The organism is Streptomyces sp. NPDC037054 (genome assembly GCF_055606745.1).
In genome coordinates, this window is the sequence record NZ_JBVJSJ010000005.1 from 77,339 (window position 1) to 100,657 (window position 23,319).

The 23,319-nt window shown below is 71.8% G+C and carries 24 protein-coding genes; 14 read left to right on the top strand and 10 right to left on the bottom strand.

Annotated elements, in window-relative coordinates; genetic code table 11:
- Nucleotides 1-95 precede the first annotated feature (95 nt).
- Nucleotides 96-914, bottom strand: a complete 819-nt coding sequence (locus ACZ7D7_RS13855) for a class I SAM-dependent methyltransferase (protein WP_470824354.1) — start codon at nucleotides 912-914, stop codon at nucleotides 96-98.
- 222 nt (nucleotides 915-1,136) lie between these two features.
- On the opposite strand from ACZ7D7_RS13855, the gene mshA reads away from it, so the two are divergent.
- Together mshA and ACZ7D7_RS13865 are read left to right on the top strand one after the other, a co-directional pair.
- A complete protein-coding gene (gene mshA, locus ACZ7D7_RS13860) occupies nucleotides 1,137-2,474 on the top strand; it encodes a D-inositol-3-phosphate glycosyltransferase (protein ID WP_470824356.1) in 1,338 nt (445 codons plus the stop codon).
- Entirely contained in the window at nucleotides 2,467-3,012 is a 546-nt protein-coding gene (locus ACZ7D7_RS13865; RefSeq protein WP_470824357.1) for a type III secretion system chaperone family protein, read from the top strand. The genes mshA and ACZ7D7_RS13865 overlap by 8 nt, the downstream gene beginning before the upstream one ends.
- On the opposite strand, the gene ACZ7D7_RS13870 is transcribed toward ACZ7D7_RS13865, so the two are convergent.
- The gene (locus ACZ7D7_RS13870) at nucleotides 3,002-3,877 is read right to left on the bottom strand and encodes an AraC family transcriptional regulator (RefSeq protein ID WP_470824359.1); all 876 of its coding nucleotides are present in this window, start codon (nucleotides 3,875-3,877) and stop codon (nucleotides 3,002-3,004) included. The two genes, ACZ7D7_RS13865 and ACZ7D7_RS13870, sit on opposite strands and share 11 nt — an antisense overlap.
- 49 nt (nucleotides 3,878-3,926) lie before the next feature.
- Between ACZ7D7_RS13870 and ACZ7D7_RS13875 the strand changes: the two genes are divergently transcribed.
- The gene (locus ACZ7D7_RS13875) at nucleotides 3,927-4,382 is read left to right on the top strand and encodes a DUF2000 family protein (protein WP_470824361.1); all 456 of its coding nucleotides are present in this window, start codon (nucleotides 3,927-3,929) and stop codon (nucleotides 4,380-4,382) included.
- 86 nt (nucleotides 4,383-4,468) lie between these two features.
- On the opposite strand, the gene ACZ7D7_RS13880 is transcribed toward ACZ7D7_RS13875, so the two are convergent.
- Nucleotides 4,469-5,755: an MDR family MFS transporter gene (locus tag ACZ7D7_RS13880; RefSeq protein WP_470824362.1), complete on the bottom strand. Its 1,287-nt coding sequence runs from the start codon at nucleotides 5,753-5,755 to the stop codon at nucleotides 4,469-4,471.
- A 163-nt stretch (nucleotides 5,756-5,918) separates the two neighbouring features.
- On the opposite strand from ACZ7D7_RS13880, the gene ACZ7D7_RS13885 reads away from it, so the two are divergent.
- Nucleotides 5,919-6,680 (top strand): phosphoglyceromutase, encoded by a 762-nt coding sequence (locus tag ACZ7D7_RS13885; protein ID WP_470824363.1) that lies wholly within the window; start codon nucleotides 5,919-5,921, stop codon nucleotides 6,678-6,680.
- An 83-nt stretch (nucleotides 6,681-6,763) separates the two neighbouring features.
- Here the strand turns inward: ACZ7D7_RS13885 and ACZ7D7_RS13890 are convergent, their stop codons facing one another.
- Nucleotides 6,764-7,201 (bottom strand): ATP-binding protein, encoded by a 438-nt coding sequence (locus ACZ7D7_RS13890; RefSeq protein WP_470824365.1) that lies wholly within the window; start codon nucleotides 7,199-7,201, stop codon nucleotides 6,764-6,766.
- Nucleotides 7,202-7,516: 315 nt separating this feature from the next.
- On the opposite strand from ACZ7D7_RS13890, the gene ACZ7D7_RS13895 reads away from it, so the two are divergent.
- The gene (locus tag ACZ7D7_RS13895) at nucleotides 7,517-8,275 is read left to right on the top strand and encodes a GntR family transcriptional regulator (RefSeq protein ID WP_470824366.1); all 759 of its coding nucleotides are present in this window, start codon (nucleotides 7,517-7,519) and stop codon (nucleotides 8,273-8,275) included.
- Between the two features lie 125 nt (nucleotides 8,276-8,400).
- Here ACZ7D7_RS13895 and ACZ7D7_RS13900 read toward each other — a convergent pair whose 3' ends face one another.
- A complete protein-coding gene (locus ACZ7D7_RS13900; RefSeq protein ID WP_470824368.1) occupies nucleotides 8,401-9,357 on the bottom strand; it encodes a CU044_5270 family protein in 957 nt (318 codons plus the stop codon).
- Nucleotides 9,350-9,946, bottom strand: coding sequence for an RNA polymerase sigma factor (locus ACZ7D7_RS13905; protein WP_470824369.1), 597 nt, complete (start codon nucleotides 9,944-9,946; stop codon nucleotides 9,350-9,352). Before ACZ7D7_RS13905 ends, ACZ7D7_RS13900 begins: the two co-directional genes overlap by 8 nt.
- A 366-nt stretch (nucleotides 9,947-10,312) precedes the next feature.
- Between ACZ7D7_RS13905 and ACZ7D7_RS13910 the strand changes: the two genes are divergently transcribed.
- Nucleotides 10,313-11,647 (top strand): pyridoxal phosphate-dependent aminotransferase, encoded by a 1,335-nt coding sequence (locus ACZ7D7_RS13910; RefSeq protein ID WP_470824371.1) that lies wholly within the window; start codon nucleotides 10,313-10,315, stop codon nucleotides 11,645-11,647.
- Between the two features lie 87 nt (nucleotides 11,648-11,734).
- Here ACZ7D7_RS13910 and ACZ7D7_RS13915 read toward each other — a convergent pair whose 3' ends face one another.
- From ACZ7D7_RS13915 to phoU, 3 genes are all read right to left on the bottom strand, one after another.
- Nucleotides 11,735-11,983 (bottom strand): SCO4226 family nickel-binding protein, encoded by a 249-nt coding sequence (locus ACZ7D7_RS13915; RefSeq protein ID WP_470824822.1) that lies wholly within the window; start codon nucleotides 11,981-11,983, stop codon nucleotides 11,735-11,737.
- A 182-nt stretch (nucleotides 11,984-12,165) separates the two neighbouring features.
- Nucleotides 12,166-12,321 carry a hypothetical protein gene (locus ACZ7D7_RS13920; protein ID WP_470824372.1) on the bottom strand — a complete coding sequence of 52 codons (156 nt, stop codon included), beginning with the start codon at nucleotides 12,319-12,321 and terminating at the stop codon, nucleotides 12,166-12,168.
- A gap of 154 nt (nucleotides 12,322-12,475) precedes the next feature.
- Nucleotides 12,476-13,174: a phosphate signaling complex protein PhoU gene (gene phoU / locus ACZ7D7_RS13925; protein ID WP_470824374.1), complete on the bottom strand. Its 699-nt coding sequence runs from the start codon at nucleotides 13,172-13,174 to the stop codon at nucleotides 12,476-12,478.
- A gap of 255 nt (nucleotides 13,175-13,429) precedes the next feature.
- Between phoU and phoR the strand changes: the two genes are divergently transcribed.
- On the top strand, nucleotides 13,430-14,710 hold the full coding sequence (gene phoR / locus ACZ7D7_RS13930) for a two-component system sensor histidine kinase PhoR (protein WP_470824376.1): 1,281 nt from the start codon (nucleotides 13,430-13,432) through the stop codon (nucleotides 14,708-14,710).
- A 5-nt stretch (nucleotides 14,711-14,715) separates the two neighbouring features.
- Nucleotides 14,716-15,387 carry a two-component system response regulator PhoP gene (gene phoP, locus ACZ7D7_RS13935; protein WP_466113876.1) on the top strand — a complete coding sequence of 224 codons (672 nt, stop codon included), beginning with the start codon at nucleotides 14,716-14,718 and terminating at the stop codon, nucleotides 15,385-15,387.
- Between the two features lie 87 nt (nucleotides 15,388-15,474).
- On the opposite strand, the gene ACZ7D7_RS13940 is transcribed toward phoP, so the two are convergent.
- Entirely contained in the window at nucleotides 15,475-16,167 is a 693-nt protein-coding gene (locus ACZ7D7_RS13940) for a copper chaperone PCu(A)C domain-containing protein (protein ID WP_470824377.1), read from the bottom strand.
- Between the two features lie 629 nt (nucleotides 16,168-16,796).
- Between ACZ7D7_RS13940 and ACZ7D7_RS13945 the strand changes: the two genes are divergently transcribed.
- From ACZ7D7_RS13945 to ACZ7D7_RS13970, 6 genes are all read left to right on the top strand, one after another.
- Complete coding sequence (locus ACZ7D7_RS13945) at nucleotides 16,797-17,279, top strand: CarD family transcriptional regulator (RefSeq protein ID WP_003953493.1); 483 nt, start codon at nucleotides 16,797-16,799, stop codon at nucleotides 17,277-17,279.
- Nucleotides 17,280-17,594: 315 nt separating this feature from the next.
- Entirely contained in the window at nucleotides 17,595-18,347 is a 753-nt protein-coding gene (gene ispD, locus ACZ7D7_RS13950) for a 2-C-methyl-D-erythritol 4-phosphate cytidylyltransferase (protein WP_470824379.1), read from the top strand.
- Complete coding sequence (gene ispF / locus ACZ7D7_RS13955; RefSeq protein WP_470824380.1) at nucleotides 18,337-18,849, top strand: 2-C-methyl-D-erythritol 2,4-cyclodiphosphate synthase; 513 nt, start codon at nucleotides 18,337-18,339, stop codon at nucleotides 18,847-18,849. Before ispD ends, ispF begins: the two co-directional genes overlap by 11 nt.
- A gap of 55 nt (nucleotides 18,850-18,904) precedes the next feature.
- Nucleotides 18,905-20,305 carry a cysteine--tRNA ligase gene (cysS, locus tag ACZ7D7_RS13960; protein ID WP_470824382.1) on the top strand — a complete coding sequence of 467 codons (1,401 nt, stop codon included), beginning with the start codon at nucleotides 18,905-18,907 and terminating at the stop codon, nucleotides 20,303-20,305.
- Nucleotides 20,306-20,404: 99 nt separating this feature from the next.
- The gene (gene rlmB / locus ACZ7D7_RS13965; RefSeq protein ID WP_470824383.1) at nucleotides 20,405-21,346 is read left to right on the top strand and encodes a 23S rRNA (guanosine(2251)-2'-O)-methyltransferase RlmB; all 942 of its coding nucleotides are present in this window, start codon (nucleotides 20,405-20,407) and stop codon (nucleotides 21,344-21,346) included.
- A gap of 138 nt (nucleotides 21,347-21,484) precedes the next feature.
- Entirely contained in the window at nucleotides 21,485-23,230 is a 1,746-nt protein-coding gene (locus ACZ7D7_RS13970; protein ID WP_470824385.1) for a DoxX family protein, read from the top strand.
- Nucleotides 23,231-23,319: the final 89 nt, after the last annotated feature.

Sequence of the window (23,319 nt, forward strand, 5' to 3'; positions counted from 1 at the left end):
CCTTCCGTACCGTTTCCCTCTATCCCCGCCCCGGCATGACGATCTCCCCGCCTTTGTGACGAACGACTCACACGGATCGTTCCCGGCGGGGCGTCTCAGGGGCGCGGCGCCAACGCCGCCCAGCGCACGGTGACTTCACCCTGCCGCCATCGCACCGGACCGTCCGTCACCGGCCAGTCCGCCGTCAGGTCCCGCACCGCGCGGATCCAGCGCTGCCGGGCGCCGTACGAGGCGTAGGGCGCGGCGGCGGCCCAGGCGCGGTCGAAGTCGCGCAGGAAGGCGTGCACGGGCTCGCCGGGGACGTTGCGGTGGATGAGGGCCTTCGGGAGCCGTTCGGCGAGGTCGGAGGGGTGGTCGAGGGAGCCGAGCCGGGTCGCGAAGGTGACCGTGCGCGGCCCTTCGGGCCCGAGCGCGACCCACACGTGCCGGCGTCCGATCTCGTCGCAGGTGCCCTCCACGAGCAGCCCGCCCGTCGTGCCCGCCGCCGGATCGGCCGGCGCGAGCCGCGCGCAGAGCCGCTCCCACACGCCGGCGACCTCGGCCTCGTCGTACTGGCGCAGCACGTTCGCGGCGCGGATCAGCTCGGGGCGGCGGGGGAGGGGGATCTCGAAGCCGCCGTGCCGGAAGGACAGGCCCTCGCGCTCGTACGGCAGGGCCGCCGCGACCCGCGCCGGGTCGATCTCGACGCCGACCACGCGCGCGCGTGGCGCCGCCGTGCGCAGCCGGGCGAGCAGTTCGACGGCGGTCCAGGGAGCGGCGCCGTAGCCGAGGTCGACGGCGACCGGATCGGCGGCGCGGCGCAGTTCGGCGCCGTGCGCGGCGGCGATCCAGCGGTCCATGCGGCGCAGCCGGTTGGGGTTGGTCGTCCCGCGTGTCACCGTTCCCACGGGGCGGGCGGCGGCGCGGGATGTCATGCGTACGAGGGTATGCGGCGGTGTGTGCGGCGGCCGACCGGGCACCGCGACGGGGGTACGCACACCTGCCTCGCACGGTTGACCGGCAGACGGTAATGATTCCGCAAAGATCCCTCGATCGGGACCCGACCGGAAATGGAGCGGCCCCCTTCCGGTGTTGGACGTCCTGGAGGGTGACGTGCGTCCTCCGCCCGGCCTGCCCGCAGCAAGGAGGAACGCCAGGTGAGCCAGTACGTCAGCAGGCTCGGGCGTCGTTCCGCGGCGACACCGTCGCGGCTGCGACTGCACCGCCGCGCCCGCCGCGTCGCGATGCTCTCCGTGCACACCTCCCCGCTGCACCAGCCGGGCACCGGCGACGCGGGCGGCATGAACGTCTACATCGTGGAGCTCGCGCAGCGCCTCGCCGCGATCAACATCGAGGTGGAGATCTTCACGCGCTCCACCTCCGCGGCCCTTCCGCCCACGGTCGAGCTGACCCCCGGCGTCCTGGTCCGGCACGTCGACGCCGGCCCCTACGAAGGGCTCGCCAAGGAGGACCTGCCGGCGCAGCTGTGCGCCTTCACGCACGGCGTCATGCAGGCCTGGGCCGAGCAGCGCCCCGGCCACTACGACCTCGTCCACTCGCACTACTGGCTCTCCGGCCACGTCGGCTGGCTCGCCGCCCAGCGCTGGGGCGTCCCGCTGGTGCACGCCATGCACACCATGGCCAAGGTCAAGAACGCCAACCTGGCCGACGGCGACACCCCCGAGCCCGCCGCCCGCGTCATCGGCGAGACGCAGATCGTGGGCGCCGCCGACCGGCTCATCGCCAACACCGCCGAGGAGGCCGACGAACTCGTACGGCACTACGCCGCCGACCCCGCCAAGGTCGCCGTCGTCCACCCCGGCGTGAACCTCGACCGCTTCCGCCCCGCCGACGGCCGGGCCGCCGCCCGCGCCCGGCTCGGCCTGCCGCAGGACGCGCTGGTGCCGCTGTTCGCGGGCCGCATCCAGCCGCTGAAGGCCCCCGACGTGCTGCTGCGCGCGGTCGCCGTGCTGCTCGACGAGCGGCCCGACCTGCGCTCGAAGATCGTCGTCCCGGTCGTCGGCGGGCCCAGCGGCAGCGGCCTCGCCAAGCCGGAGGGCCTGCAGAAGCTCGCCGCGCGGCTCGGCATCGCGGACGTCGTCCGGTTCCGGCCGCCCGTCGGCCAGGACCAGCTCGCCGACTGGTTCCGCGCCGCGTCCGTGCTCGTCATGCCGTCGTACAGCGAGTCCTTCGGGCTGGTCGCCATAGAGGCGCAGGCCACCGGCACCCCGGTGCTCGCCGCGGCGGTCGGCGGGCTGCCGGTCGCCGTGCGCGACGGGCACACCGGCGTCCTCGTCCAGGGCCACGACCCCGCCGCGTACGCGCGGGTGCTGCGCGCCTTCGCCGACTCGCCCGACCTCGCGCCCCGCATGGGCGCGGCGGCGGCCCGGCACGCCCAGTCGTTCGGCTGGGACACGGCGGCAGCCGCCACGGCCGACGTGTACACGGCCGCGATGCACGCGCACCGCCGTCGCGTACGCTCCCACCATGGCTGATGGAGACAAGGCAGCACAGGCGGCGGGCGTCGTCGAGGACGCCCTGAACAGCGCCGAGGTCGAGTGGGAGAGCCCCACGCCCGGCACCTACGTCGTCAAGCTCCCCGGCACGCGCAAGCTGTCGACGACGGTCTCCCTCATCGTCGGCCGGCACTCGCTGTCGCTCAACGCCTTCGTGATCCGCCACCCCGACGAGAACGAGGCCGCCGTCCACCGCTGGCTCCTGGAGCGCAACCTCAAGCTGTACGGCGTGAGTTACGCGGTCGACCGGCTCGGCGACGTCTACGTCACCGGACGCCTGCCGCTGGCCGCCGTCACCGCCGACGAGGTCGACCGGCTGCTCGGGCAGGTGCTGGAGGCGGCGGACGGCAGCTTCAACTCCCTTCTGGAGCTGGGCTTCGCGTCGGCGATCCGCAAGGAGTACGAGTGGCGCGTGTCGCGCGGTGAGTCGACGCGGAACCTCGACGCGTTCACGCACCTCATCGAGCGGCCCACGGACCGTCCCGCTGAGCGCCCCGCCTCCGGCCCTACCGAGTGACGGGGCGTGCGACCGGGCGGGCCGCGGCGGGGCGGGCTGCGGCGCGGCGTGCGGCCGGGGGTGCCGCGGCGGCCCGGTAGCGTCCCGGTGGCACGCCGACCAACCGCCGGAAGTGCCGGGTGAGATGGGACTGGTCGTAGAACCCCGCCTCCGGTGCCACCTCGCCCGGTGACCGCCCGTCGAGCAGGAGCCGGCGGGCGCGCTCGACCCGGCGGGACATCAGGTACTGGTGCGGTGCGATGCCGTACGCGGCGCTGAACGCCCGTACCAGATGCGCCGGATGGGCGGACAGCAGCGCGGCGGCCTCCTCCAGCAGCAGGCCCTCCACCACCCGCGCGTCGAGGAGTTCCCGCATGCGGCGCGCGAGGGCGGGATCCTCGCGCCGGGGCGCGTGCGCGGTGGCCCTCGGCGCCAGATGGGCCCGCAGCCGCTCGCCGACCAGCGCCAGCCGGCTCGCCGCCTCCAGCTCGTCGCCCGGCCGGGCGAGGGAGGTGTGCAGCTGGTGGACGCGCCGCCGCAGCAGCGGATCCCGCAGATCGGGGGAGTCGACGGCGGACCCGATGAGCTCCTGGCCCAGATGCGTGGCGTCGAGGTAGAGGACCCGCTTGCGGAAGCCGTCGGAGGTGACCGGGGAGCCGTTGTGCGGCACGTGCGGCGGCAGCAGCGACACCGTGTCGTGCGGGGTGCCGTGCTCGTGCCGGTCGAGGTCGTACCGGACGGCGCCGGCGTCCACGATCAGCAGCGTCCACGCCTCGTGGACGTGCATCGGATAGGCGTACTCCGTGAAGTGGGCGTGGAAGACCTCCACGACGCCCGGGACGCGGGGGCGCCAGGCGGAGACGTCGGCCCTGGGCTGCGCGGCCATGCAAAGAACGTACAAGACGGTGCCGTACGGCGGTCGGCAGTCTCGTCGTATGAACGCTGAACCCGTCCACGCCGACGCCGTCCACGCCGACCCCGTCCGTTTCGACACCAAGATCACTGTGCTGCTGCGCGAGGACCTGGAGCCCTGGCAGCGCCTCAACGTCACCGCCTTCCTGGTCAGCGGCCTCGGCACCGAGGTCCCCGAGGTGATCGGCGAACCGTACGAGGACGCCGACGGCGTCGCCTACCTGCCGATGTTCCGCCAGCCGGTGCTGGTCCTGGAGGGCACGAAGGAGACGCTGACCGCGGCACACGCGCGTGCGCTGTCCCGCGCCCTGCCACGGGCCGTGTTCACGTCGGACCTGTTCACGACGGGCAACGACCGCGACAACCGCGCGGCCGTACGGGCGGTCCCGACGGGGGAGCTGGACCTGGTGGGACTGGCGGTGTACGGCCCGCGGAACGGGGTGGACAAGGTGATGAAGGGGGCGCGGATGCATCCGTAGCAGGGATGGCGTCCGAAGCAGGGAGGGTGGGGGCGTGGAAGCATCCGCGGCGCCCCCGAGGCGGAGTCACCCGGTGGGCGGGAGAGTCAGCCGGTGACGACCTCGGGCCTGGGGCCGCCGTCGGCGGCGGGATCGACGCCGGAGCCGACGGCGGGCGTTCCCTTCCCCTCCTCCTCGTCCGCGAGGCGCCGCATGAGGAGGCTGTAGCCGACGGCGGCCACGGTGCCGACGACGGCGCACAGCCCCCACAGCCACTCGGCGCCGTACCGGTCGATGACGAAGCCGGACAGCAGCGGCGCGACGAGCGCGGCCACGGACCAGGACATCGTGTACATCCCCTGGTAGCGGCCGCGCCCCTGTGCCGGCGAGAGCCGCACGACGAGCGCCGTCTGCATGGGGGCGTTGACGATCTCCGCCAGCGTCCACACGCACACGGTCAGCGCGAACACGGCGACGGACCCGGCGAAGGCGGTGAGCCCGAACCCGTACCCGGCGAGCAGGGACGAGACGACGAGGAGCTGCCGCGGGTCCCGGTGCTCGATGAACCGGGTGACGGGGATCTGGAGCGCGACGATCAGCACGCCGTTGACGGCGATGGCGAAGCCGTAGTCGGCGGGCGTGAACCCGGCCGCGCCCATGGCGACCGGCAGGCCGAGGAAGCCCTGCTGGAAGATCAGCGCGATGAGGAAGGACAGCCCGACGACGCTCATGAACCGCCGGTCGCGCAGGACGGTCCCGAGTCCGACGGCGTCCACGACCTCGGCCTTGTCCTCCTGGACGGGCCGGGACTCGGGCAGCTTGAGGAAGATCAGGACGGCGCAGACGAGGGTCATGCCGCCCTCGATGAGGAAGCCGGCGAGGTAGCTGAACTCGGCGATGAACCCGGCGGCCATGGACGACACGGCGAAGCCGAGGTTGATGGCCCAGTAGTTGAGCGAGAAGGCGCGGATGCGGTCCTCGGGCCGGACGATGTCGGCCATCATCGCCTGCACGGCGGGCCGGGAGGCGTTGGACGCCATGCCGACGAGGAAGGCGACGGCGGCGATCGCGACCGGATGGTGCATGAACCCGAGGAGCGCGACCGACAGGGCGGTGGAGACCTGCGCGACGAGCAGGGTGGGCCGCCGCCCGAGCCGGTCGGTCATGACGCCGGCGCCGAGGGAGGAGATGACGCCGCCGAGCCCGTGCAGGGCGGCGACGAGACCGGCGTAGGTGGCGGAGTAGCCGCGGTCGAGGGTGAGGTACAGCGCCATGAACGTGGCGACGAACGCGCCGAGCCGGTTCACGAGGGTGCTGGTCCACAGCCACCAGAACTCGCGGGGCAGCCCGGAAACGGTCTCCCGGACGGCGCGTCCGGCACGGGCGTACGGCATGAGGGTCCCCCACGGACATCAGGCTGCTGTAAGCGGCTCAAGCGGTGATCACAACTTACGAGGGCGCGGCTGTCGGTGACCACTCAATTAACAGATCCCGTCAAACGTCCGCCCTGCGGGCGGGGCGCGCGAGGGATCGGGGGGTTCGATTACGCTCGGGCCCATGGCCGACGCACCGTACAAGCTGATCCTCCTCCGCCACGGCGAGAGCGAATGGAACGCGAAGAACCTGTTCACCGGCTGGGTGGACGTCAACCTGAACGAGAAGGGCGAGAAGGAGGCAGTCCGCGGCGGTGAGCTGCTCAAGGACGCCGGCCTGCTCCCCGACGTGGTCCACACGTCCCTCCAGAAGCGCGCCATCCGCACGGCGCAGCTCGCGCTGGAGGCCGCGGACCGCCTCTGGATCCCCGTCCACCGCTCGTGGCGCCTGAACGAGCGTCACTACGGCGCCCTCCAGGGCAAGGACAAGGCGCAGACCCTCGCGGAGTTCGGCGAGGAGCAGTTCATGCTGTGGCGCCGCTCCTACGACACCCCGCCGCCGCCGCTGGACCGCGACGCCGAGTACTCCCAGTTCGACGACCCGCGCTACGCGACCCTCCCGCCGGAGCTGCGCCCGCAGACGGAGTGCCTGAAGGACGTCGTCGTCCGCATGCTCCCCTACTGGTTCGACGGCATCGTCCCCGACCTCCTGACCGGCCGCACGGTCCTGGTCGCCGCCCACGGCAACAGCCTGCGCGCCCTGGTCAAGCACCTGGACGGCATCTCGGACGCGGACATCGCGGGCCTGAACATCCCGACGGGCATCCCCCTGTCCTACGAACTGGACGCCGACTTCAAGCCGGTCGTCCCGGGCGGCAAGTACCTCGACCCGGAGGCGGCGGCGGCAGCGATCGAGGCGGTCAAGAACCAGGGCAAGAAGAAGTAACGCCCACCTCTTCGACCGACTGAGCCCTCGCTCTGCTGCTTGCCGGCAGGGCGAGGGCTTCTTGGCGTGCTGGGCCGGGCCCTTCACTCGCGCCAGGCGTCGGCGACGACGAAGGACACGACGGTTCCGCCGAAGCGGCTGGGGCCGGAGTGCCAGGAGTCGGCAATGGAGTCGACCAGGAGCAGACCGCGGCCGTGGGCTTCGTCGGCTTCCGGGTGCCGGAGTCGTACGTCTGTCGGGAAGCCCGGGTTGTGCACGTCGACGCGCAGCGAAGTGTCCTCGCGGTACCACTCCACCCGCACCAGCCAGGGATTCGCCGACCTCCCGTAGCGGACGGCGTTGGTGACGAGTTCGGAAAGCATGAGGACGCAGTCGTCGACCGAACAGGCCGGGTCGTAAGGGGCGATGAACTTCCGGAACCAGCGCCGGGCGCGGGGCACCGACTCGGGTTCCGGGTGCAGGGTCATCGCTCCGAGGCGCGGTGACTCCTCGCAGGGGTGGCGGTCGATCGTGTAGGCCATCCCGGCTCACTCCCCACGGCTGCCGGGGGATGTGCGGCCGTGCCGCTTCCGGCCCGAGAGCCCAGTTCTTTCGAAGCCGGGGACCTCCGCGGCGTCCGGAGGATCGATGGTGAACGAGGGCATGTGGCACACCTCTTACCCGTGGAGGCCGCTGGTCGACCTCTCTAGACATCTCCACTTTGGGGCACCTCTCTAGAGACATCAAGGGAAGTCACTCGTTAGTGGATGAACGGAGATGTGGCAGGGGGCGGCGGCAGCACGGCGAGCGCCAGACCTATGACCTAAGGTGTCTAGAGAAGCGAGGAGGACGGTGCAATGGCCAACACCGACGACGACCGTCGGCCCAAGTACCAGCGGATCGCGGACTCCCTGCGCGAGGCGATCCAGTCGGGTCGGTACGGTCCCGGTGATCGCCTTCCGGGCGAGAACGACCTCATGGCCACGTACGGCGTGGCCCGCATGACGGCCCGTCAAGCTCTGGGCGTCCTGCGGGACGAGGGCATCGCCGAGGCCCGCAAGGGCGCCGGGGTGTTCGTCCGGGCGTTCCGCCCGCTCCGGCGCCGGGGCATCCAGCGGCTGTCCGAGGAGCAGTGGGGCAACGGCCGTTCCATCTGGTCGGCGGACATCGAGAACCGGGCCCTCGATGTGGACCGGGTCACCGTCTTCGAAGAGGCGGCCCCCGACCGCGTCGGCGCGGTGCTGGGCCTGGCCGACGAGGAGACGGTGTGGGTGAGGCGCCGGCGCTTCGTCCTGGACGGCAAGTCCGTCCTGCTCTCCACGAGTTATCTGCCCGCCTCGCTGGTTGCCGGATCGCCGATCACCCAGGAGGACACGGGACCGGGTGGGACTTACGCCCGGCTCGCCGAACTCGGGCACAAGCCCGCTCACTTCCGCGAGGAGATCCGCTCACGCATGCCGTCGCAGGACGAAGCGGCCCAGCTGAGTATGTCCGCGGGCACCCCGGTCATCCTGATCTGCCGCACCGCGTTCACCACCGACGGCCGTGCCGTCGAGGTCAACGAGATGACACTCGACGCGGCTTCGTACGTCCTGGAGTACGACTTCGACGCGTGAGGGCGCGAGCGTCGTGGCCGGCCTGCCCGGCAAGAAGAAGTAGCCTTCGTGATCACGCCCCTGAGCTGCGCATACGGCGCGACTCAGGGGCATTTTCACGGCCTGGGCCCTGTCAGGGCGGGCCCTCAGGGCTTCTCGCCGTCCCGGTCGACGAGGGACTGGGTCAGCTTAATCTCGCAGAAGGTGACCTCGCCCTTCTCGAGCGAGAGCCCGGCCGACGGGCCGTCCTCAGGCTTCTCCTCGTAGTCGCGCACCGCGACCGACTGGTTCCCCCGGTACTGGAAGGTGTCGGGGTCGAGGAGGTACTCCCGGCGCTGAACGGCCTTGCTGCCCAGGTCCGGGTATATGGCGATGGCATCGTGCCCCATGGGGTCCTTCACGAGGTGCGGGACCACCTCGATGCCGGGGTCCGCGGCCAGCGCCCGGTACAGCTTGGCCATCCCCTGCGGGTGCACGGGGTAGGCCTCGTCGAGCGTCGCCAGGAGCGCGAAGGTCTCCAGTTGCTCGTCCGTCAGGCCGGTGTCCTCGCCCATGGGGAACATGTCCGCCGCCCGCTTCCGGATCTCGGCCGGGTCGTCCGGCAGCGAGGCGAGGAGGCGGTACAGCCGCCGCTGCGAGGGCTCGGTGTCGCCGTCCTCGTCGTTCTCCCTCGCGGGGCTGTCGTACTGGACCCACTCCTCGCGCACCTCGGGCTCGGCACCGGGTGCCGCGTCCGACGCTCCGTTTCGGCACTGCGCGGTCTTCAGGTAGACCCACTGGCCGTCGCGTGGACGCGGATCCGGCTGCTGCGACACCACTTCCGCCGCCTGCTCCAGGAGTGCCGTGGGGGATGTCAGGTCGGGGCCGGCGGGCTGCACGCCGCGCTCGGGTCCATCGCCACCGAAGAGCATGGTCGCCATCACCGCGATGGCGATGACCGTCGCGGTGACCCCCGCGGCCGTCAGGCGCCAGTCCAGCCGCATCCTGCGGGCGGAGCCCTGCTGCGCTGCTGCCAGCAGCTTCTCGCGGCCCGCAAGCAGCCGGACCCGGTCGGGCGTCGGCACGTCGGCGCGCAGCTCGTGCACCTTGGTGAGGTCATCCATGGGTTACCGCCCCGTTGTGGTCGCTTACGAGGGTGGGGTCGGCGCCGAGCGCCGCACGCATCTTGCGCCGCGCCCGGTTCAGCCGGGAACGGACCGTGCCGACAGGCACCCCGAGGGCGTCGGCGCATTCCTGGTACGTGAAGTCCGCCCAGGCAACCAGCAGCAGCACATGCCGGTCCTTCGCGGGCAGCGCCGCGATCGCCCCGGCCAGCGCCCGCTGCGACGCCGCGGCCGTCACCCGCTCGTCGGCCCGGTCCGACCAGGACTCGGCCACCGGGTCGACGCCGGTACGGGCCAGCGCCCGCAGCGCCCGCACTTCGGAGCGTCGGTGGCTGCCGATGAGGTTGCCGGCGATGCCGTAGAGCCACGGCCGGGCACTGGTGCGCGTGACGTCGTAGCGGGCGCGGTTGCGGAAGGCGATGAGGAAAGTCTGCGCCGTGATGTCGTCGGCGTGGCTGTCGCCCAGCCGGCGCATCACATACCGGTGGATCTCGGCGGCGTGTCTGTCGTAAAGCCTGGCGAATATCTCCGGCCGCTCCAGGGATTCCTGGATGACCAGCGCGTCGTCGTCGGTGGGTGGATCCCCCACGAGGCCCTCGCTTCTTCGTACATCGGAGTGGAGTGCATTCCACCCCTTGTTGTCCGAAGCGGCCAGGAGGGTTCACGTGGCGAGGTGCCCCGTCCTGGCTGCCGGAGGAACGTCCGTGCCGGAAGGGTGACGATCCGACGCCCCGCAGCGCCCGGTGCGCATTCCGGCCGTCATCCGGCCGGCGGGCCCCGAGGGCCCGGGAAGCCTCAGTGGAGGGCAAACGCCACCATGCCACCCGTCTGTATGTTGGTGCATGCCGCTGGAATTAACGGCCCGTGTATGAGTTATTTTCTGTAAGGCTGCAGAGGGGAAAATCTACGTCGGACGGCTTCCTTCGCAGAAGTACCTCGCGCTACTGTGCGCCGCGTGATTAAAGAGGAAGCCCTTCAGGATCTTCTCGCTTTTGACGATTCTCCCGGCGGAATGCCCGACGCCGGGCTGTTACGGGACTATTTGGCTGCCGGCATGCCGCACGGCGAGCCGATATGCATGAGCTTCGGTGAGACGTGGGACCGGATAGCTCCCGGGCTCGCCGAATGTCTCTTCGGGGTGCCGAAAGGGGCGCACGGGTATCAGCTTTCGCTGTACGGGTTGCCCCGGCTGCGTGCCGCCCTCGCCGAGCATCTGCGGACCACTCACCGGATTCCGGATTCCGCCGAGCGCGGGCGGGACTGGGACGTCGCCGTCACCTGGACCGGGACGCGGACCGCGATGTTCGACTTCGGGCGGTTGGTGAAGGACCGCCGCGAACCCTCCGCTCCGCGCCCCGTCGTGCTCGTTGCCGGGCCGGCCTGGGACTACGCCGGGGTGTTCGCGCCGCTCGGTTACGAGATGCGGTATCTGGCGCTCAGCCCCGAGGCGGGGTTCGTGCCCGACGCGGAGGAACTCGGGCGGGTCGTCGACGGGATACGCGCCGACCCCGGCGTCGAGCTGGCCCTCGTCGTCGTGAACGCCCAGCACAATCCCACCGCGGTCAACTGGAACGCCGAATTCGTCGCCCGGATGTTCGGCGTCGCCGAAGGCGCCGGCGCTGCCGTGCTCATTGACGACGCCTACTTCAACGTGTGCGATGAAGGAATTTCTCCGACGTCCGCTCTCCGGGCGGTGATCGAGCGCGGCGGGATCGGAAATGGCCTGCCCTGGCTCGCCGTGCAGTCCATGGGGAAGCAATTCGGGAGCAATGGGTGGGGGATCGGGGCGCTGACCTCGACCGTGGAGACTCTCGACGCGCTCGTGAACACGTACCGGCTGCACCACACCCTCATGGCCTCCGGAATGCTTCAGCACGCCATGGCCGATTGGCTCGCCGCGGAGGAAAGCGTCGAGTTTCTCGCGCGTCAGCGCGGTCAGCTCGCCGAGATCAGGGCCACCGCGGAAACGCAGTTCGTGAAAAAGCTCGGATATCCGGCGGGCGCCGTGCACGCCGGTGAGTGCACCCCGTACATGGTCGTCGACGTGCCGCCCGCCTACGCGGACAGTGAGGACACGGCTCGCACGTTCCGCATCCGGTGCTTCGAGCGGACCGCCGTCCTCACCGCGCCGATCTGGCCCTGGCCGATGCCCACCCCGGGCGCCGCTCAGCGACCTCAACTCCGGCTCTATCTCGGCTCCGGGGTGGACGGGGTGACCGAGGCGGCACGCCGCATGGCGGACGCCGGGCTCGACTATCTCGCGGCCCCACCGCACCATCCCGCCGACTGAGCCCGGGCCCTCGCCGACTGAGCCCGGGCCCTCGCCGACTGGCCCCGGACTCCGGCCGACCGGCCTCGTCCCGCCGCGCGCCCAGCCTCACACCGACAGCGGCACCTCGTGGATCTCGTCCGCCTTGTGGCCCGCGCGTTCGTGGATGCGCTGGACCGCGTCCGCCGACGGGGCCTCCGAGAGGCAGTAGATCGTGCCGGACTCGGGGTCGGCCCACGCGTGTTCGAAGTGGACGCCCTCGTCCTTCTCGATCGCCAGGTCCGCCTGGTGGGCCTGGTGCAACTGGTCCGCCGTGATGCCCGTCATCCCGTGGTGTACGTCCATGAACCTGGCCATGGCCCGCGCCTCCTTCGTCCCGAACGTCGTACCGAGGGCGCCGCCCGCCTCCGTTCCCTCCATGCTGCGCCCCGGGGAACGAAGCGGCGACTCGGCCGATCGGGTGAACGGCGCCCACCACGGGACGGGGGCATGCGAAGGGCCCCGGGGCGGTCATCCCGCCCCGGGGCCCTTCCGTGTCGTCAGCTGCACTGGCAGGGACTGCCCGACTGGCACCCGCAGCCGCAGCCCGAGCCGCAGCCGCAGGCGCCGATCAGCATCAGGTTCCTGATCTCGGCGGGCTGCTCGGTCTCGCGCTCCCGCGTCGGGTCCGGCGTCGTGCCCGGGGTCTCGGCCATGGGTGGGTCCCTCCTGGAGAGAGGCTGATGCCTGTGCCCATTGCATGCCCGGCCGGGCGGGCGCATCAACGGCGCACAGTGGCTCGGCCCGGCCTTCAAGACGACCCGCGCAACCACGCCGCACGCGCACCCACGCCCCACACCAAAACGACCTCTACGCCCCCTCGACCCCCGACACCGACTGGATGTCCGACTTCTCCTGCTGCAGCTCGTCCGCGTGCTCGCCGGTCACCAGGTAGACGACGCGCTTGGCGACCGCCACCGCGTGGTCGGCGTACCGCTCGTAGTAGCGGCCCAGCAGCGTCACGTCGACGGCCGTCTCGATGCCGTGCTTCCAGCGGTCGTCCATCAGGTGCTGGAACAGCGTGCGGTGCAGCAGGTCCATCGCGTCGTCCTCCTGCTCCAGCTGGAGCGCGAGGTCGACGTCCTTGGTGACGATGACCTCGGCCGCCTTCGCCATCAGGCGCTGGGCGAGCTGGCCCATCTCCAGGATGGTGGCGTGCAGGTCCTGCGGCACCGCGCGCTCCGGGTAGCGCAGCCGCGCGACCTTCGCCACGTGCTGGGCGAGGTCGCCGGACCGCTCCAGGTCCGCCGACATGCGCAGCGACGTCACGACGATCCGCAGGTCGGTCGCCACCGGCTGCTGCCGGGCGAGCAGGGCTATGGCACGGGCCTCCAGCTCGTGCTGGAGCTCGTCGACCCGCTGGTCGGCCTCGATGACGTGTTCGGCCAGTTTCAGATCGGAGTCGAGGATGGCGGTCGTGGCGCGCCCGATCGCCGACCCGACCAGCCGGGCCATCTCCACCAGTCCGTCGCCGATCGAGTCAAGTTCCTCGTGGTACGCGTCCCGCATCAGGGTTTCCCTCTCGTGCGTCTACTTCGGGGGCTCAGCCTCATACATGCGGATCCGGACCGCACGGTCCAGGCTCGTACATGCGGCTTCCAGGGGCTCAGCAACCCCACGCTCCCACGTTCCGGCCCGTACGCGACCGTTTCCATCACCCCAAATGAATCAATACTGGCCCCAAGGTGAACTCTGGGCGACGACTGTTCGAGGGGGGACCCGGACGGCTGTGGACGAGGGGTATCGCATGCCTAACCTGGACGCATGGACGTGAACGCGGCGGTCGCCGCAGCGGCAGCGATCGCCGGTGTGCTCACCGGCGTCATCGCCATGCTGGCGTTCCGCTGGAGCGAGCGCGAGCAGAAACGCCCCACGCGCACCTCACTGCACACGGACCCGGTGCTTCCGCCGGGCGTGGACACCGTCCTGTCCGTGCTGCGCTCCTCCGCCGTCGTCCTCGACGAGGCCGACGCCGTCGTCAAGGCCAGCTCCGCCGCGTACGCCCTCGGGCTGGTGCGCGGCGGCAAGCTCGCCGTCGAGCCCATGCTGCAGATGGCCCGGGACACCCGACGCGACGGGGAGATACGCCAGGTCGAGCTGGACCTGCCCCGTCGGGGCACCGGACGCGGGGAGGCCCTCGCGGTGTCCGCGCGCGTCGCGCCGCTCGGCTCCCGGCTCGTCCTCCTCCTCGTGGAGGACCTCACCGAGGCCCGCCGCATAGAGGCGGTACGACGCGACTTCGTCGCCAACGTGAGCCACGAGCTGAAGACGCCCGTCGGCGCGCTCTCCCTGCTGTCCGAGGCCGTCATGGACGCCTCCGACGACCCGGAGGCCGTGGAGCGCTTCGCCGGCCGGATGCAGATCGAGGCCACCCGGCTCACCAACCTGGTCCAGGAACTCATCGACCTCTCCCGGGTGCAGAACGACGACCCGCTGGAGGACGCCGAACCCGTCCGCGTGGACGAACTGGTCGCCGAGGCCATCGACCGCTGCCGCCACCAGGCCGGCACCAAACAGATCACCATGGCCGCCGGCGGCACCGCAGACCTGGCGGTCTGGGGAAACCGCGGCCAGCTCGCCGCCGCCCTCGGCAACCTCGTCGAGAACGCCGTCAACTACTCGCCCGCCCGCACCCGCGTCGGCATCGCCGCACGCAGTGTCACCGCGCCGGGCGGCGACATGATCGAGATCGCCGTGACCGACCAGGGCATCGGCATCTCCGACAAGGACAAGGAGCGCATCTTCGAGCGCTTCTACCGCGTCGACCCGGCCCGCTCCCGTGCCACCGGTGGCACGGGCCTGGGTCTGGCGATCGTCAAGCACGTGGCCGCCTCGCACGGCGGGGAGGTCACGGTGTGGAGCGCCGAAGGCCAGGGCTCCACCTTCACCCTGCGACTGCCGGAGGCGGGCGCGGCCCGCGACCGCGCTCAGCAGCGGGCCGCCCGAGACGCAGACCTCGACACCGAGGCCGGACGGTCCACTTCTTCTCACAGCCCCCGAACATCCCCGTACGAAACGCTTCCCGCCCCGGAGGTCCTTCCGTGACCCGTGTGCTCGTCGTCGAGGACGAGGAGTCCTTCTCCGACGCCCTGTCGTACATGCTCCGCAAGGAGGGCTTCGAGGTCGCAGTGGCGACCACGGGGCCCGACGGACTCGACGAGTTCGAGCGCAACGGCGCCGACCTCGTCCTCCTCGACCTGATGCTGCCAGGACTGCCGGGCACCGAGGTGTGCCGTCAGCTGCGCGGCCGCTCCAACGTCCCCGTGATCATGGTGACCGCCAAGGACAGCGAGATCGACAAGGTTGTCGGGCTGGAGATAGGAGCCGACGACTACGTCACCAAGCCCTTCTCCTCCCGCGAACTGGTCGCCCGCATCCGTGCCGTACTGCGCCGCCGCGGCGAGCCCGAGGAGGTGGCCCCCGCCGCCCTGGAGGCCGGCCCCGTCCGCATGGACGTCGACCGGCACGTGGTCACGGTCGGCGGCACGAAGGTCGACCTGCCGCTGAAGGAGTTCGACCTGCTGGAGATGCTGCTGCGCAACGCCGGCCGCGTCCTGACCCGCATGCAGCTGATCGACCGCGTCTGGGGCGCCGACTACGTCGGTGACACCAAGACCCTCGACGTCCACGTCAAGCGGCTGCGCGCCAAGATCGAGCCGGACCCGGGCGCGCCCCGCTACCTGGTGACGGTCCGCGGCCTGGGCTACAAGTTCGAGCCGTAGGCCGGCCCGGACACCGCGCACACACGGCAGGGGCGGAACCTCACGAGGAGGTTCCGCCCCTGCCGTACGCGTGGGTCGGGCGACGGCTCAGTGGCCGGCGGACGCGTGGTCCTCCGACGCGGAGGCCGACGCGCTCGCGGAGGCCGCGTCGCTCGGCGTGGCCGCGGCACCCTCGGAGGCCTCACCGGAAGCGGAGGCCTCACCGCTCGGCTCGCCGGACGCGTCCTCGCCCGGCTGCTCCGACGCGGACGCCGAGGCGCCCGGTGCGGCCGGAGCCTCGGTCGGGCCCCACGAGGCGTAATAGCCCTCGGACGGGACGACGAGCGCGCGCAGCGTCACGCCACCGGTCCGGCTGAAGGTGAACGTGACCTTCTGCGCGTCGCCGTCGCCGAGGCCCTCGCCGCCGGCCAGGACCGCCGAGGCGTTGTCCTTGCCGCCGATGACGAGCGAGCCGCCCGCCGGGACGCTCAGGCTCTTGCCCTTGGCCGGCGTCAGCTTGACCTCGCCGACGCCCTCCACGGTGATGGACTCCAGCGTCTCGGCGCTGCGCCCGCCGTTGAACAGGGTGGCGGAGACCGCGGCGGGGCCCGTCGCCTCCTTGCCGGGCTGCGTGGCGACGAAGGCGTTCTGGACCTTGATGTCCCCGACGGACGTGGCGGCGTTGTCCGGCCTGATCTCCAGGGTCTCTGCGTTGTGGCCGGCGCCGCACGCGGCGAGCGAGGCGATCGAGACTGCGATGGCGGCGGCGGCGAGGGCGCCGCGTCGAAGGCTGCTGCTCACGGCGGCGGCAACTCCTTGACTCGAGCGAGCGTGGCGGCCGGGGAAGCCACCCTTAAGTGTCTGACAGCGGCCTTAGGTTACCGAGCCGTTCCCGGCCGGCCGCACCCGACCCTCCCTCACGGGGTCGCAGGTCACTCCGGCTGCCCCCGGCAGGTCACTTCGGTGCGCCGCTCGCCCGCCATTCCCATAAGACGCACTCGGACGTCTGACGGCATTTCTGTGAAGAATGCGCGGCCCGGCGAAGAATTGATCACGCGGAGATCTCCGGGGCCGGCGCGGAGAGATCACGGGGAGATCTTCGAGGCACGCCGTGCCGCCCGGTGATCAATTCCGGAATCGTCCGGAAGGCCGCTCGGGCAACCGAACGGAGTAGCGGAAGTCGAGCACTTGGAAGCGGACATTTGGGGACGTTCGGTCGCTCGGCCGGGTCTCCGACGGCGTGTGGCGGCTGTGTTTCGCGCGCCCCGGAGAGCGGCTCCGACCTGCGAATACCTGCTTCCGTTCACCCGGCGAAGCACGTTCCTGTTGCAGTTGTCAAGCCCCGAGATATGCCCTGACCTGCGAAAACGCCATTCAGAAGACGCCGTATCCGTGTTACCCTGGATAGCCACGGAAGGGGTACCTGTCACATGACGTTCAAGGTTGGCGACACCGTGGTCTATCCCCATCACGGGGCCGCGCTGATCGAGGCTATCGAAACTCGCCAGATCAAAGGCGTGGACAAGACCTACTTGGTGCTGAAGGTCGCCCAGGGTGACCTGACGGTACGTGTGCCAGCGGACAATGCGGAGTTCGTCGGCGTGCGTGATGTGGTCGGTCAGGACGGGCTGGACCGGGTCTTCGAGGTGCTGCGCGCGCCGTACGCCGAGGAGCCCACGAACTGGTCGCGTCGTTACAAGGCAAACCTGGAGAAGCTCGCCTCCGGCGATGTCATCAAGGTCGCGGAAGTCGTGCGTGACCTGTGGCGTCGTGAGCGCGAGCGCGGACTCTCCGCCGGTGAGAAGCGCATGCTCGCCAAGGCCCGCCAGATCCTGGTGAGCGAGCTCGCTCTCGCGGAGAACACCAACGAGGACAAGGCCGAGGCGCTGCTCGACGAGGTTCTCGCCTCCTGACGCAAGGCAGGCAGCCAGCCCGCTCAGCTCTCAGCACAGTGCAGTGAAATGCCGCGGTGCCCGATGACACTTCTCCTGTCGCCGGGCGCTGCGGCATGTTCGTATCCCGGCAGCCCGTGCCGCGCGGCGCGCTCACGCGCACACCTCGCGCTCGGACCGTGCCGTACGCCCACGACGGGAGTGGCCCCCGGTACTGAAGGTGCCGGGCCCGGGCAGCTGTCTCGATCGGTGTCACGGAAGGGTCCGTCGAGGCTCGCGCCCGGCACGGTGTGGCCATACCCACGTAGGTTGAGCACACAAACCTGACAGGAACCGATGTCTGACGTTTCGCGTCCTTCCCCCGCGCAAGCCCGCACGGCAGCCGTGATTCCGGCCGCCGGACGGGGTGTGCGGCTCGGTCCGGGCGCCCCCAAGGCGCTGCGCGCGCTGGGCGGCACCCCCATGCTGATCCACGCCGTGCGCGCGATGGCCGCCTCCCGGGCCGTCTCCCTGGTCGTCGTCGTGGCGCCGCCCGACGGCGCGGCCGAGGTCAAGAGCATGCTCGACGCGCACGCGCTGCCCGAGCGCACCGACTTCCTCGTGGTGCCCGGCGGGGCGTCCCGGCAGGAGTCCGTACGGCTCGGTCTCGACGCGCTGCCGCCCGGCCACGACGTCGTGCTCGTCCACGACGCGGCCCGGCCGCTGGTCCCCGTCGACACCGTGGACGCGGTGATCGAGGCCGTCCGCGAGGGCGCGCCCGCCGTCGTGCCGGCACTGCCCCTGGCCGACACCGTCAAGGAGGTCGAGCCGGCCGCGACGCCCGGCGCGCCGGAGCCGGTGGTGGCGACGCCCGCACGCGCGCGCCTGCGGGCCGTGCAGACCCCGCAGGGCTTCGACCGCGCCACGCTGGTGCGCGCCCACGAGACCGTGACCGGCGACGTCACCGACGACGCGAGCATGGTGGAGCAACTCGGGCTGACGGTCGTGACCGTGCCCGGGCACGAGGAGGCGTTCAAGGTGACGCGCCCTCTGGACCTGGTCCTGGCGGAGGCCGTCCTGGCGCGCAGGAGGCTCAACGATGGCTTCTGACACGCCGCCCGAGACCCCGCTGCCGCAGGTCGGCATCGGCACCGACATCCACGCCTTCGAGGACGGCCGCGAACTGTGGTGCGCGGGCCTGAAGTGGGAGGGCGAGGGGCCGGGGCTCGCCGGGCACTCCGACGCGGACGTCGTCGCGCACGCCGCGTGCAACGCGCTGTTCTCCGCAGCAGGCCTCGGTGACCTGGGGCAGCACTTCGGCACCGGGCGGCCCGAGTGGTCCGGCGCGTCCGGCGTGACGCTGCTGACGGAGGCCGCGCGGATCGTGCGCGCGGCGGGCTTCCGGATCGGGAACGTCGCCGTCCAGGTCGTCGGCCCCCGCCCGAAGATCGGCAGGCGCCGCGACGAGGCGCAGAAGATCCTGTCCGAGGCGGCCGGCGCCCCGGTGACGGTCTCGGGCGCGACGACCGACGGCCTGGGCTTCCCCGGCCGGAACGAGGGCCTCATGGCGATCGCCACGGCCCTCGTGATGAGGACAGGGCCGCGGGCCTGACGTGATCGTGGGGGAAGGGCGCGAGGCACCGGTCCGCGCCCACTACCCTGGAGGCGTGACTATTCGGCTGTACGACACCAGCGCCCGGCAGATCCGTGACTTCGCCCCGCTCGTCCCGGGCTGCGTCTCGATCTACCTGTGTGGCGCCACCGTGCAGGCCGCACCGCACATCGGGCACATCCGCTCGGGGCTGAACTTCGACATCATGCGCCGCTGGTTCGCCCACCGCGGCTACGAGGTCACGTTCGTCCGCAACGTCACGGACATCGACGACAAGATCATCACCAAGTCGGCCGAGCAGGGCCGCCCCTGGTGGTCCATCGGATACGAGAACGAGCGCGCCTTCACCGACGGCTACCGCGCGCTCGGCTGCCTGCCGCCCACCTACGAGCCGCGCGCCACCGGGCACGTGACCGAGATGGTGGAGATGATGCGCGGGCTCATCGAGCGCGGGCACGCCTACGAGGCCGACGGCAACGTCTACTTCGACGTGAAGTCGTACCCGGAGTACCTGCGGCTGTCGAACCAGGAACTGGAGAACCTCCAGCAGCCCTCGGGCACCGGCGAGACCGGCAAGCGGGACCCGCGCGACTTCGCCCTGTGGAAGGCGGCCAAGCCGGGCGAGCCGAGCTGGGAGACGCCGTGGGGCCGGGGCCGCCCCGGCTGGCACCTGGAGTGCTCCGCGATGGCGCACAAGTACCTCGGCACCGCCTTCGACATCCACGGCGGCGGACTCGACCTGATCTTCCCGCACCACGAGAACGAGATCGCCCAGGCCAAGGCCTACGGCGACGAGTTCGCGCGGTACTGGGTGCACAACGCCTGGGTCACCATGAGCGGCGAGAAGATGTCGAAGTCGCTCGGCAACTCGGTGCTCGTCAGCGAGATGGTCAAGCGCTGGCGGCCCATCGTGCTGCGCTACTACCTGGGCACCCCGCACTACCGCTCGATGATCGAGTACAGCGAGGAGTCGCTGCGCGAGGCCGAGTCGGCGTTCGAGCGCATCGAGGGCTTCGTGCAGCGCGCGGTGGAGCTCGCCGGCGGTCCCGTCGAGCCGTCCGCCGAGGTGCCGCCCGCCTTCGCCGAGGCGATGGACGACGACCTGGGCGTCCCCGGCGCCCTCGCCGTCGTGCACACCACCGTCCGGCAGGGCAACAGCGCGCTGGCCGCCGACGACAAGGAGGCCGCCGTCGCGCGCCTCGCCGAGGTCCGCGCCATGCTCGGCGTCCTCGGCATGGACCCGCTCGACCCGCAGTGGGCCGGCGAGTCCGAGGGCGGCGAGGACCTGCACGACGTCGTCGACAACCTCGTACGACTCGTCCTGGAGCAGCGCGAGGCCGCGCGGGCGCGCAAGGACTGGCCGACCGCGGACGCCATCCGCGACCGGCTGAACGCGTCCGGTCTCGTGATCGAGGACAGCCCGCAGGGACCGCGCTGGAGCGTCGGCCGGCGCTGACGCGCCCGACGGTCCCGAAGATCGACTGTGCCGCCCGGCCTCCCGGGCGGCACACTGCATGAATACGTACGCACGCAACTTCACGGAGACGGGTAGCTCATGGCCGCGAACAACCGCCGCATGTCCGGCAAGAAGGGCGCGCAGGTCGGCAGTGGCGGCAAGCGACGCCGGGGCCTCGAGGGCAAGGGCCCGACGCCCCCCGCCGAGATGCGCAAGGGACACAAGAAGAACCGGATCGCCAGCGCGCAGGCCAAGCAGGCCGCGCGGCGGCCCGCGGCGCGCGGGCGGGGCGGCAAGTCCGCCTCCGAACTGGTCGTCGGCCGCAACCCGGTCGTCGAGGCGCTGCGCGGCGGCGTCCCGGCGTCCACGCTGTACGTGCAGCAGTTCATCGACAACGACGAGCGGGTGCGCGAGGCGCTCCAGCTCGCGGCGGACCGCGGCGGCATCAACCTCATGGAGGCCCCGCGTCCCGAGCTCGACCGGATGACGAACGGCCTGAACCACCAGGGCCTCGTCCTCCAGGTCCCGCCCTACGAGTACGCGCACCCCGAGGACCTCGTGGCCGCCGCGCACGACGAGGACGAGGACCCGCTGATCGTGGCGCTCGACGGCGTGACCGACCCGCGCAACCTCGGTGCCGTCGTCCGGTCCGTCTCCGCCTTCGGCGGGCACGGCGTGGTCGTGCCCGAGCGCCGGGCCGCCGGCATGACGGCCGGCGCCTGGAAGACGTCCGCGGGAACCGCCGCGCGTACGCCGGTGGCGCGCGCGACGAACCTGACGCGCGCCCTGGAGGCGTACAAGAAGGCGGGCATCCTGGTCGTCGGCCTCGCCGCCGACGGAGAGGTCGAGCTCGACGAGCTTCAGGCCCTCGGCGGGCCCGTCGTCGTGGTGGTCGGCAGCGAGGGCAAGGGCCTGTCCCGGCTGGTCGGCGAGACCTGCGACCACCGCGTGCGGATCCCGATGCCCGGCGGCGCCGAGTCGCTCAACGCCGGTGTGGCGGCGGGCATCGTGCTGTACGAGGCGGCCCGCAGGCGCGCCTGACCCACCGGCACGGGCGCTCGAACGGGCGTCCATGTCGTCACCCACTCGGGGCAATCCCGGCGAGCAGGACAAGCTTGACGCGGTCCGGACAGATCCGACGGGTCAAAGCAGTGTCCTAACCACACGTCACTCGGTTAGATGAGTGTGGACACCAGAACACCCCGCACACCCACGGGGGACCGCTCGTCGGGATTCGACGACGCTCCCGCGCTGAGCATGGTGAAGGTGCCGAGCGATCCGGCGCAGGTCATCGTCAGTCACGCGAGCTTCCGCGTGCAGCTGGGCGGCTCGGCGCGGCACGCCCAATCCCCGCGCATCGCACGGCACTTGAGCGCCACCCAGGACACCGCCTCGATGCCCGTCGCCGGCGCGGGCGGCACCGCCGGCGGCCGTCGTCGCCCCGTCGTGTGGAGCGGCCGGTCCGCCCCCGACGACACCGGCGCCCACCGACTCCTCCAGGCCGTGCGGAACGGTGGCCTCCGCTACGCCGACGAGCCGCTCTCGCCGCTCTCCGACGCCGGGGCCACCCAGGTCATCCCGCGCATCGGCGTCGACGGCCCCCCGGCCGACGGCGGTTACGACGGGTACGGCGGCTACGACGACGACCTGACCGAGCGGACCGTCGAGACGCCCCTCGTCGGCGCCCAGCGCAGCCACGACGGCCACGACCCGCAGGACACCGGCGGCACCCGCCTGCTGCCCCACATGCGCACCGCGGGCAGCGCCTACGACGAGCCCGGCTACGGCGAACCCGACTACCCGCCCTACGCGGACGACGAGTTCGACGACACCGGCGCCCACGAGGCGGTGCGGGCCGACGGCGGCACGGGGCGGCACGGCCGGCGTCACGCCGACGACCCCGCGCGGCACGCCTACTACCCCGGCCGCCGCATGAACCTCGGCGTCGTGCTGCTCCCGCTGCGCGTCTTCCTCGGGTTCATCTCCATCTACGCAGGCATGGGCAAGCTCAGCGACCCGCACTACTTCGACGGCGGCGAGCGCGGCTCCATGGTGAAGTGGCTCAACACCCTGCACCCCTGGGAAGTCGCCGAGCCGCTGCGCCAGTTCGCCCTCGAACACCCCGTCGGCTCCGGCCTCGTCATCGCCTTCCTCCAGGTCATCGTGGGCGTCCTGACGGTCCTCGGCTGCTGGCAGCGCGTGGCCGCCGTCGTCGGCGCGCTCCTGTCGGCGGCGCTGCTCGTCACCGTCAGCTGGAAGAGCGTCCCCGCCTACGACGCGCCCGACATCATCTACCTCGCCGCCTGGTCCCCGCTGATCATCGCGGGCGCCCCGGTCTACTCGGTCGACGGACGCCTCGCCGCGGGTGCCTGGCGGCGCCTCGGCCCCCGCGCCCCGATCTGGGACCTGCGCCGCTACGTGCTGCGCCGCGGCGCCCTCGTCACCGCCGTCGTCACCGGGCTCACGCTGCTCCTCGGCTCGGTCATCGGCGGTGCCGTGCGGGACGCCGGCCGGGTGGTCGTGCCCGGCCCCGGCGAGGCGCCGCGCAACGAACTGCCGGGCTCCCCGCTGCCGTCGGAGCCCCGCGCGCGGGAAGAGGGCACCCCGTCGGCGTCCACCTCGCCGTCGCAGGGCGCCACGTCCGGTCCCGCCGGCCCGAGCGCCGGTGCCACGCCCACGCAGGGCGCGACGACCGGCGCCCCCAGCGGCAGCACCGCTGGCACGCAGCCCACCCAGACGCAGGGCACGACGGGGCAGGCACCGCCGCAGCAGTCCTCCCCGGGCGGGCAGGCGCCCAGTACCAGCTCCGGGCCGACCGCGGGCGGCACCACCGGAGGCACGACCGGCGGCGGCGATTCGAGCGGCGGCGACGACAGCGAGGGCTCCACCTCCCAGCCCGGCCTCGTGGGAGGCCTGTTGGGCTAGTGCTGCGACCGGGAAGGTTCACCGGCTCACGGCACCCGGACACGGATCAGGTCCCGCACACCCGGTGTGCGGGACCTGATCCGTGCGTG

What these genes read in the sequence shown, in the direction of transcription:
- phoR (WP_470824376.1), top strand. Translation starts at nt 13,430, where the DNA reads ATGGACGTGAACGCGGCGGTCGCCGCAGCGGCAGCGATCGCCGGTGTG.
- phoU (WP_470824374.1), bottom strand. Translation starts at nt 13,174, where the DNA reads ATGCGGGACGCGTACCACGAGGAACTTGACTCGATCGGCGACGGACTG.
- ACZ7D7_RS13890 (WP_470824365.1), bottom strand. Translation starts at nt 7,201, where the DNA reads ATGGCCTACACGATCGACCGCCACCCCTGCGAGGAGTCACCGCGCCTC.
- ispF (WP_470824380.1), top strand. Translation starts at nt 18,337, where the DNA reads ATGGCTTCTGACACGCCGCCCGAGACCCCGCTGCCGCAGGTCGGCATC.
- ACZ7D7_RS13895 (WP_470824366.1), top strand. Translation starts at nt 7,517, where the DNA reads ATGGCCAACACCGACGACGACCGTCGGCCCAAGTACCAGCGGATCGCG.
- ACZ7D7_RS13870 (WP_470824359.1), bottom strand. Translation starts at nt 3,877, where the DNA reads ATGGCCGCGCAGCCCAGGGCCGACGTCTCCGCCTGGCGCCCCCGCGTC.
- ispD (WP_470824379.1), top strand. Translation starts at nt 17,595, where the DNA reads ATGTCTGACGTTTCGCGTCCTTCCCCCGCGCAAGCCCGCACGGCAGCC.
- ACZ7D7_RS13885 (WP_470824363.1), top strand. Translation starts at nt 5,919, where the DNA reads ATGGCCGACGCACCGTACAAGCTGATCCTCCTCCGCCACGGCGAGAGC.
- ACZ7D7_RS13970 (WP_470824385.1), top strand. Translation starts at nt 21,485, where the DNA reads ATGAGTGTGGACACCAGAACACCCCGCACACCCACGGGGGACCGCTCG.
- ACZ7D7_RS13915 (WP_470824822.1), bottom strand. Translation starts at nt 11,983, where the DNA reads ATGGCCAGGTTCATGGACGTACACCACGGGATGACGGGCATCACGGCG.
- ACZ7D7_RS13865 (WP_470824357.1), top strand. Translation starts at nt 2,467, where the DNA reads ATGGCTGATGGAGACAAGGCAGCACAGGCGGCGGGCGTCGTCGAGGAC.
- ACZ7D7_RS13855 (WP_470824354.1), bottom strand. Translation starts at nt 914, where the DNA reads ATGACATCCCGCGCCGCCGCCCGCCCCGTGGGAACGGTGACACGCGGG.
- ACZ7D7_RS13920 (WP_470824372.1), bottom strand. Translation starts at nt 12,321, where the DNA reads ATGGCCGAGACCCCGGGCACGACGCCGGACCCGACGCGGGAGCGCGAG.
- ACZ7D7_RS13875 (WP_470824361.1), top strand. Translation starts at nt 3,927, where the DNA reads ATGAACGCTGAACCCGTCCACGCCGACGCCGTCCACGCCGACCCCGTC.
- ACZ7D7_RS13945 (WP_003953493.1), top strand. Translation starts at nt 16,797, where the DNA reads ATGACGTTCAAGGTTGGCGACACCGTGGTCTATCCCCATCACGGGGCC.
- rlmB (WP_470824383.1), top strand. Translation starts at nt 20,405, where the DNA reads ATGGCCGCGAACAACCGCCGCATGTCCGGCAAGAAGGGCGCGCAGGTC.
- ACZ7D7_RS13880 (WP_470824362.1), bottom strand. Translation starts at nt 5,755, where the DNA reads ATGCCGTACGCCCGTGCCGGACGCGCCGTCCGGGAGACCGTTTCCGGG.
- ACZ7D7_RS13900 (WP_470824368.1), bottom strand. Translation starts at nt 9,357, where the DNA reads ATGGATGACCTCACCAAGGTGCACGAGCTGCGCGCCGACGTGCCGACG.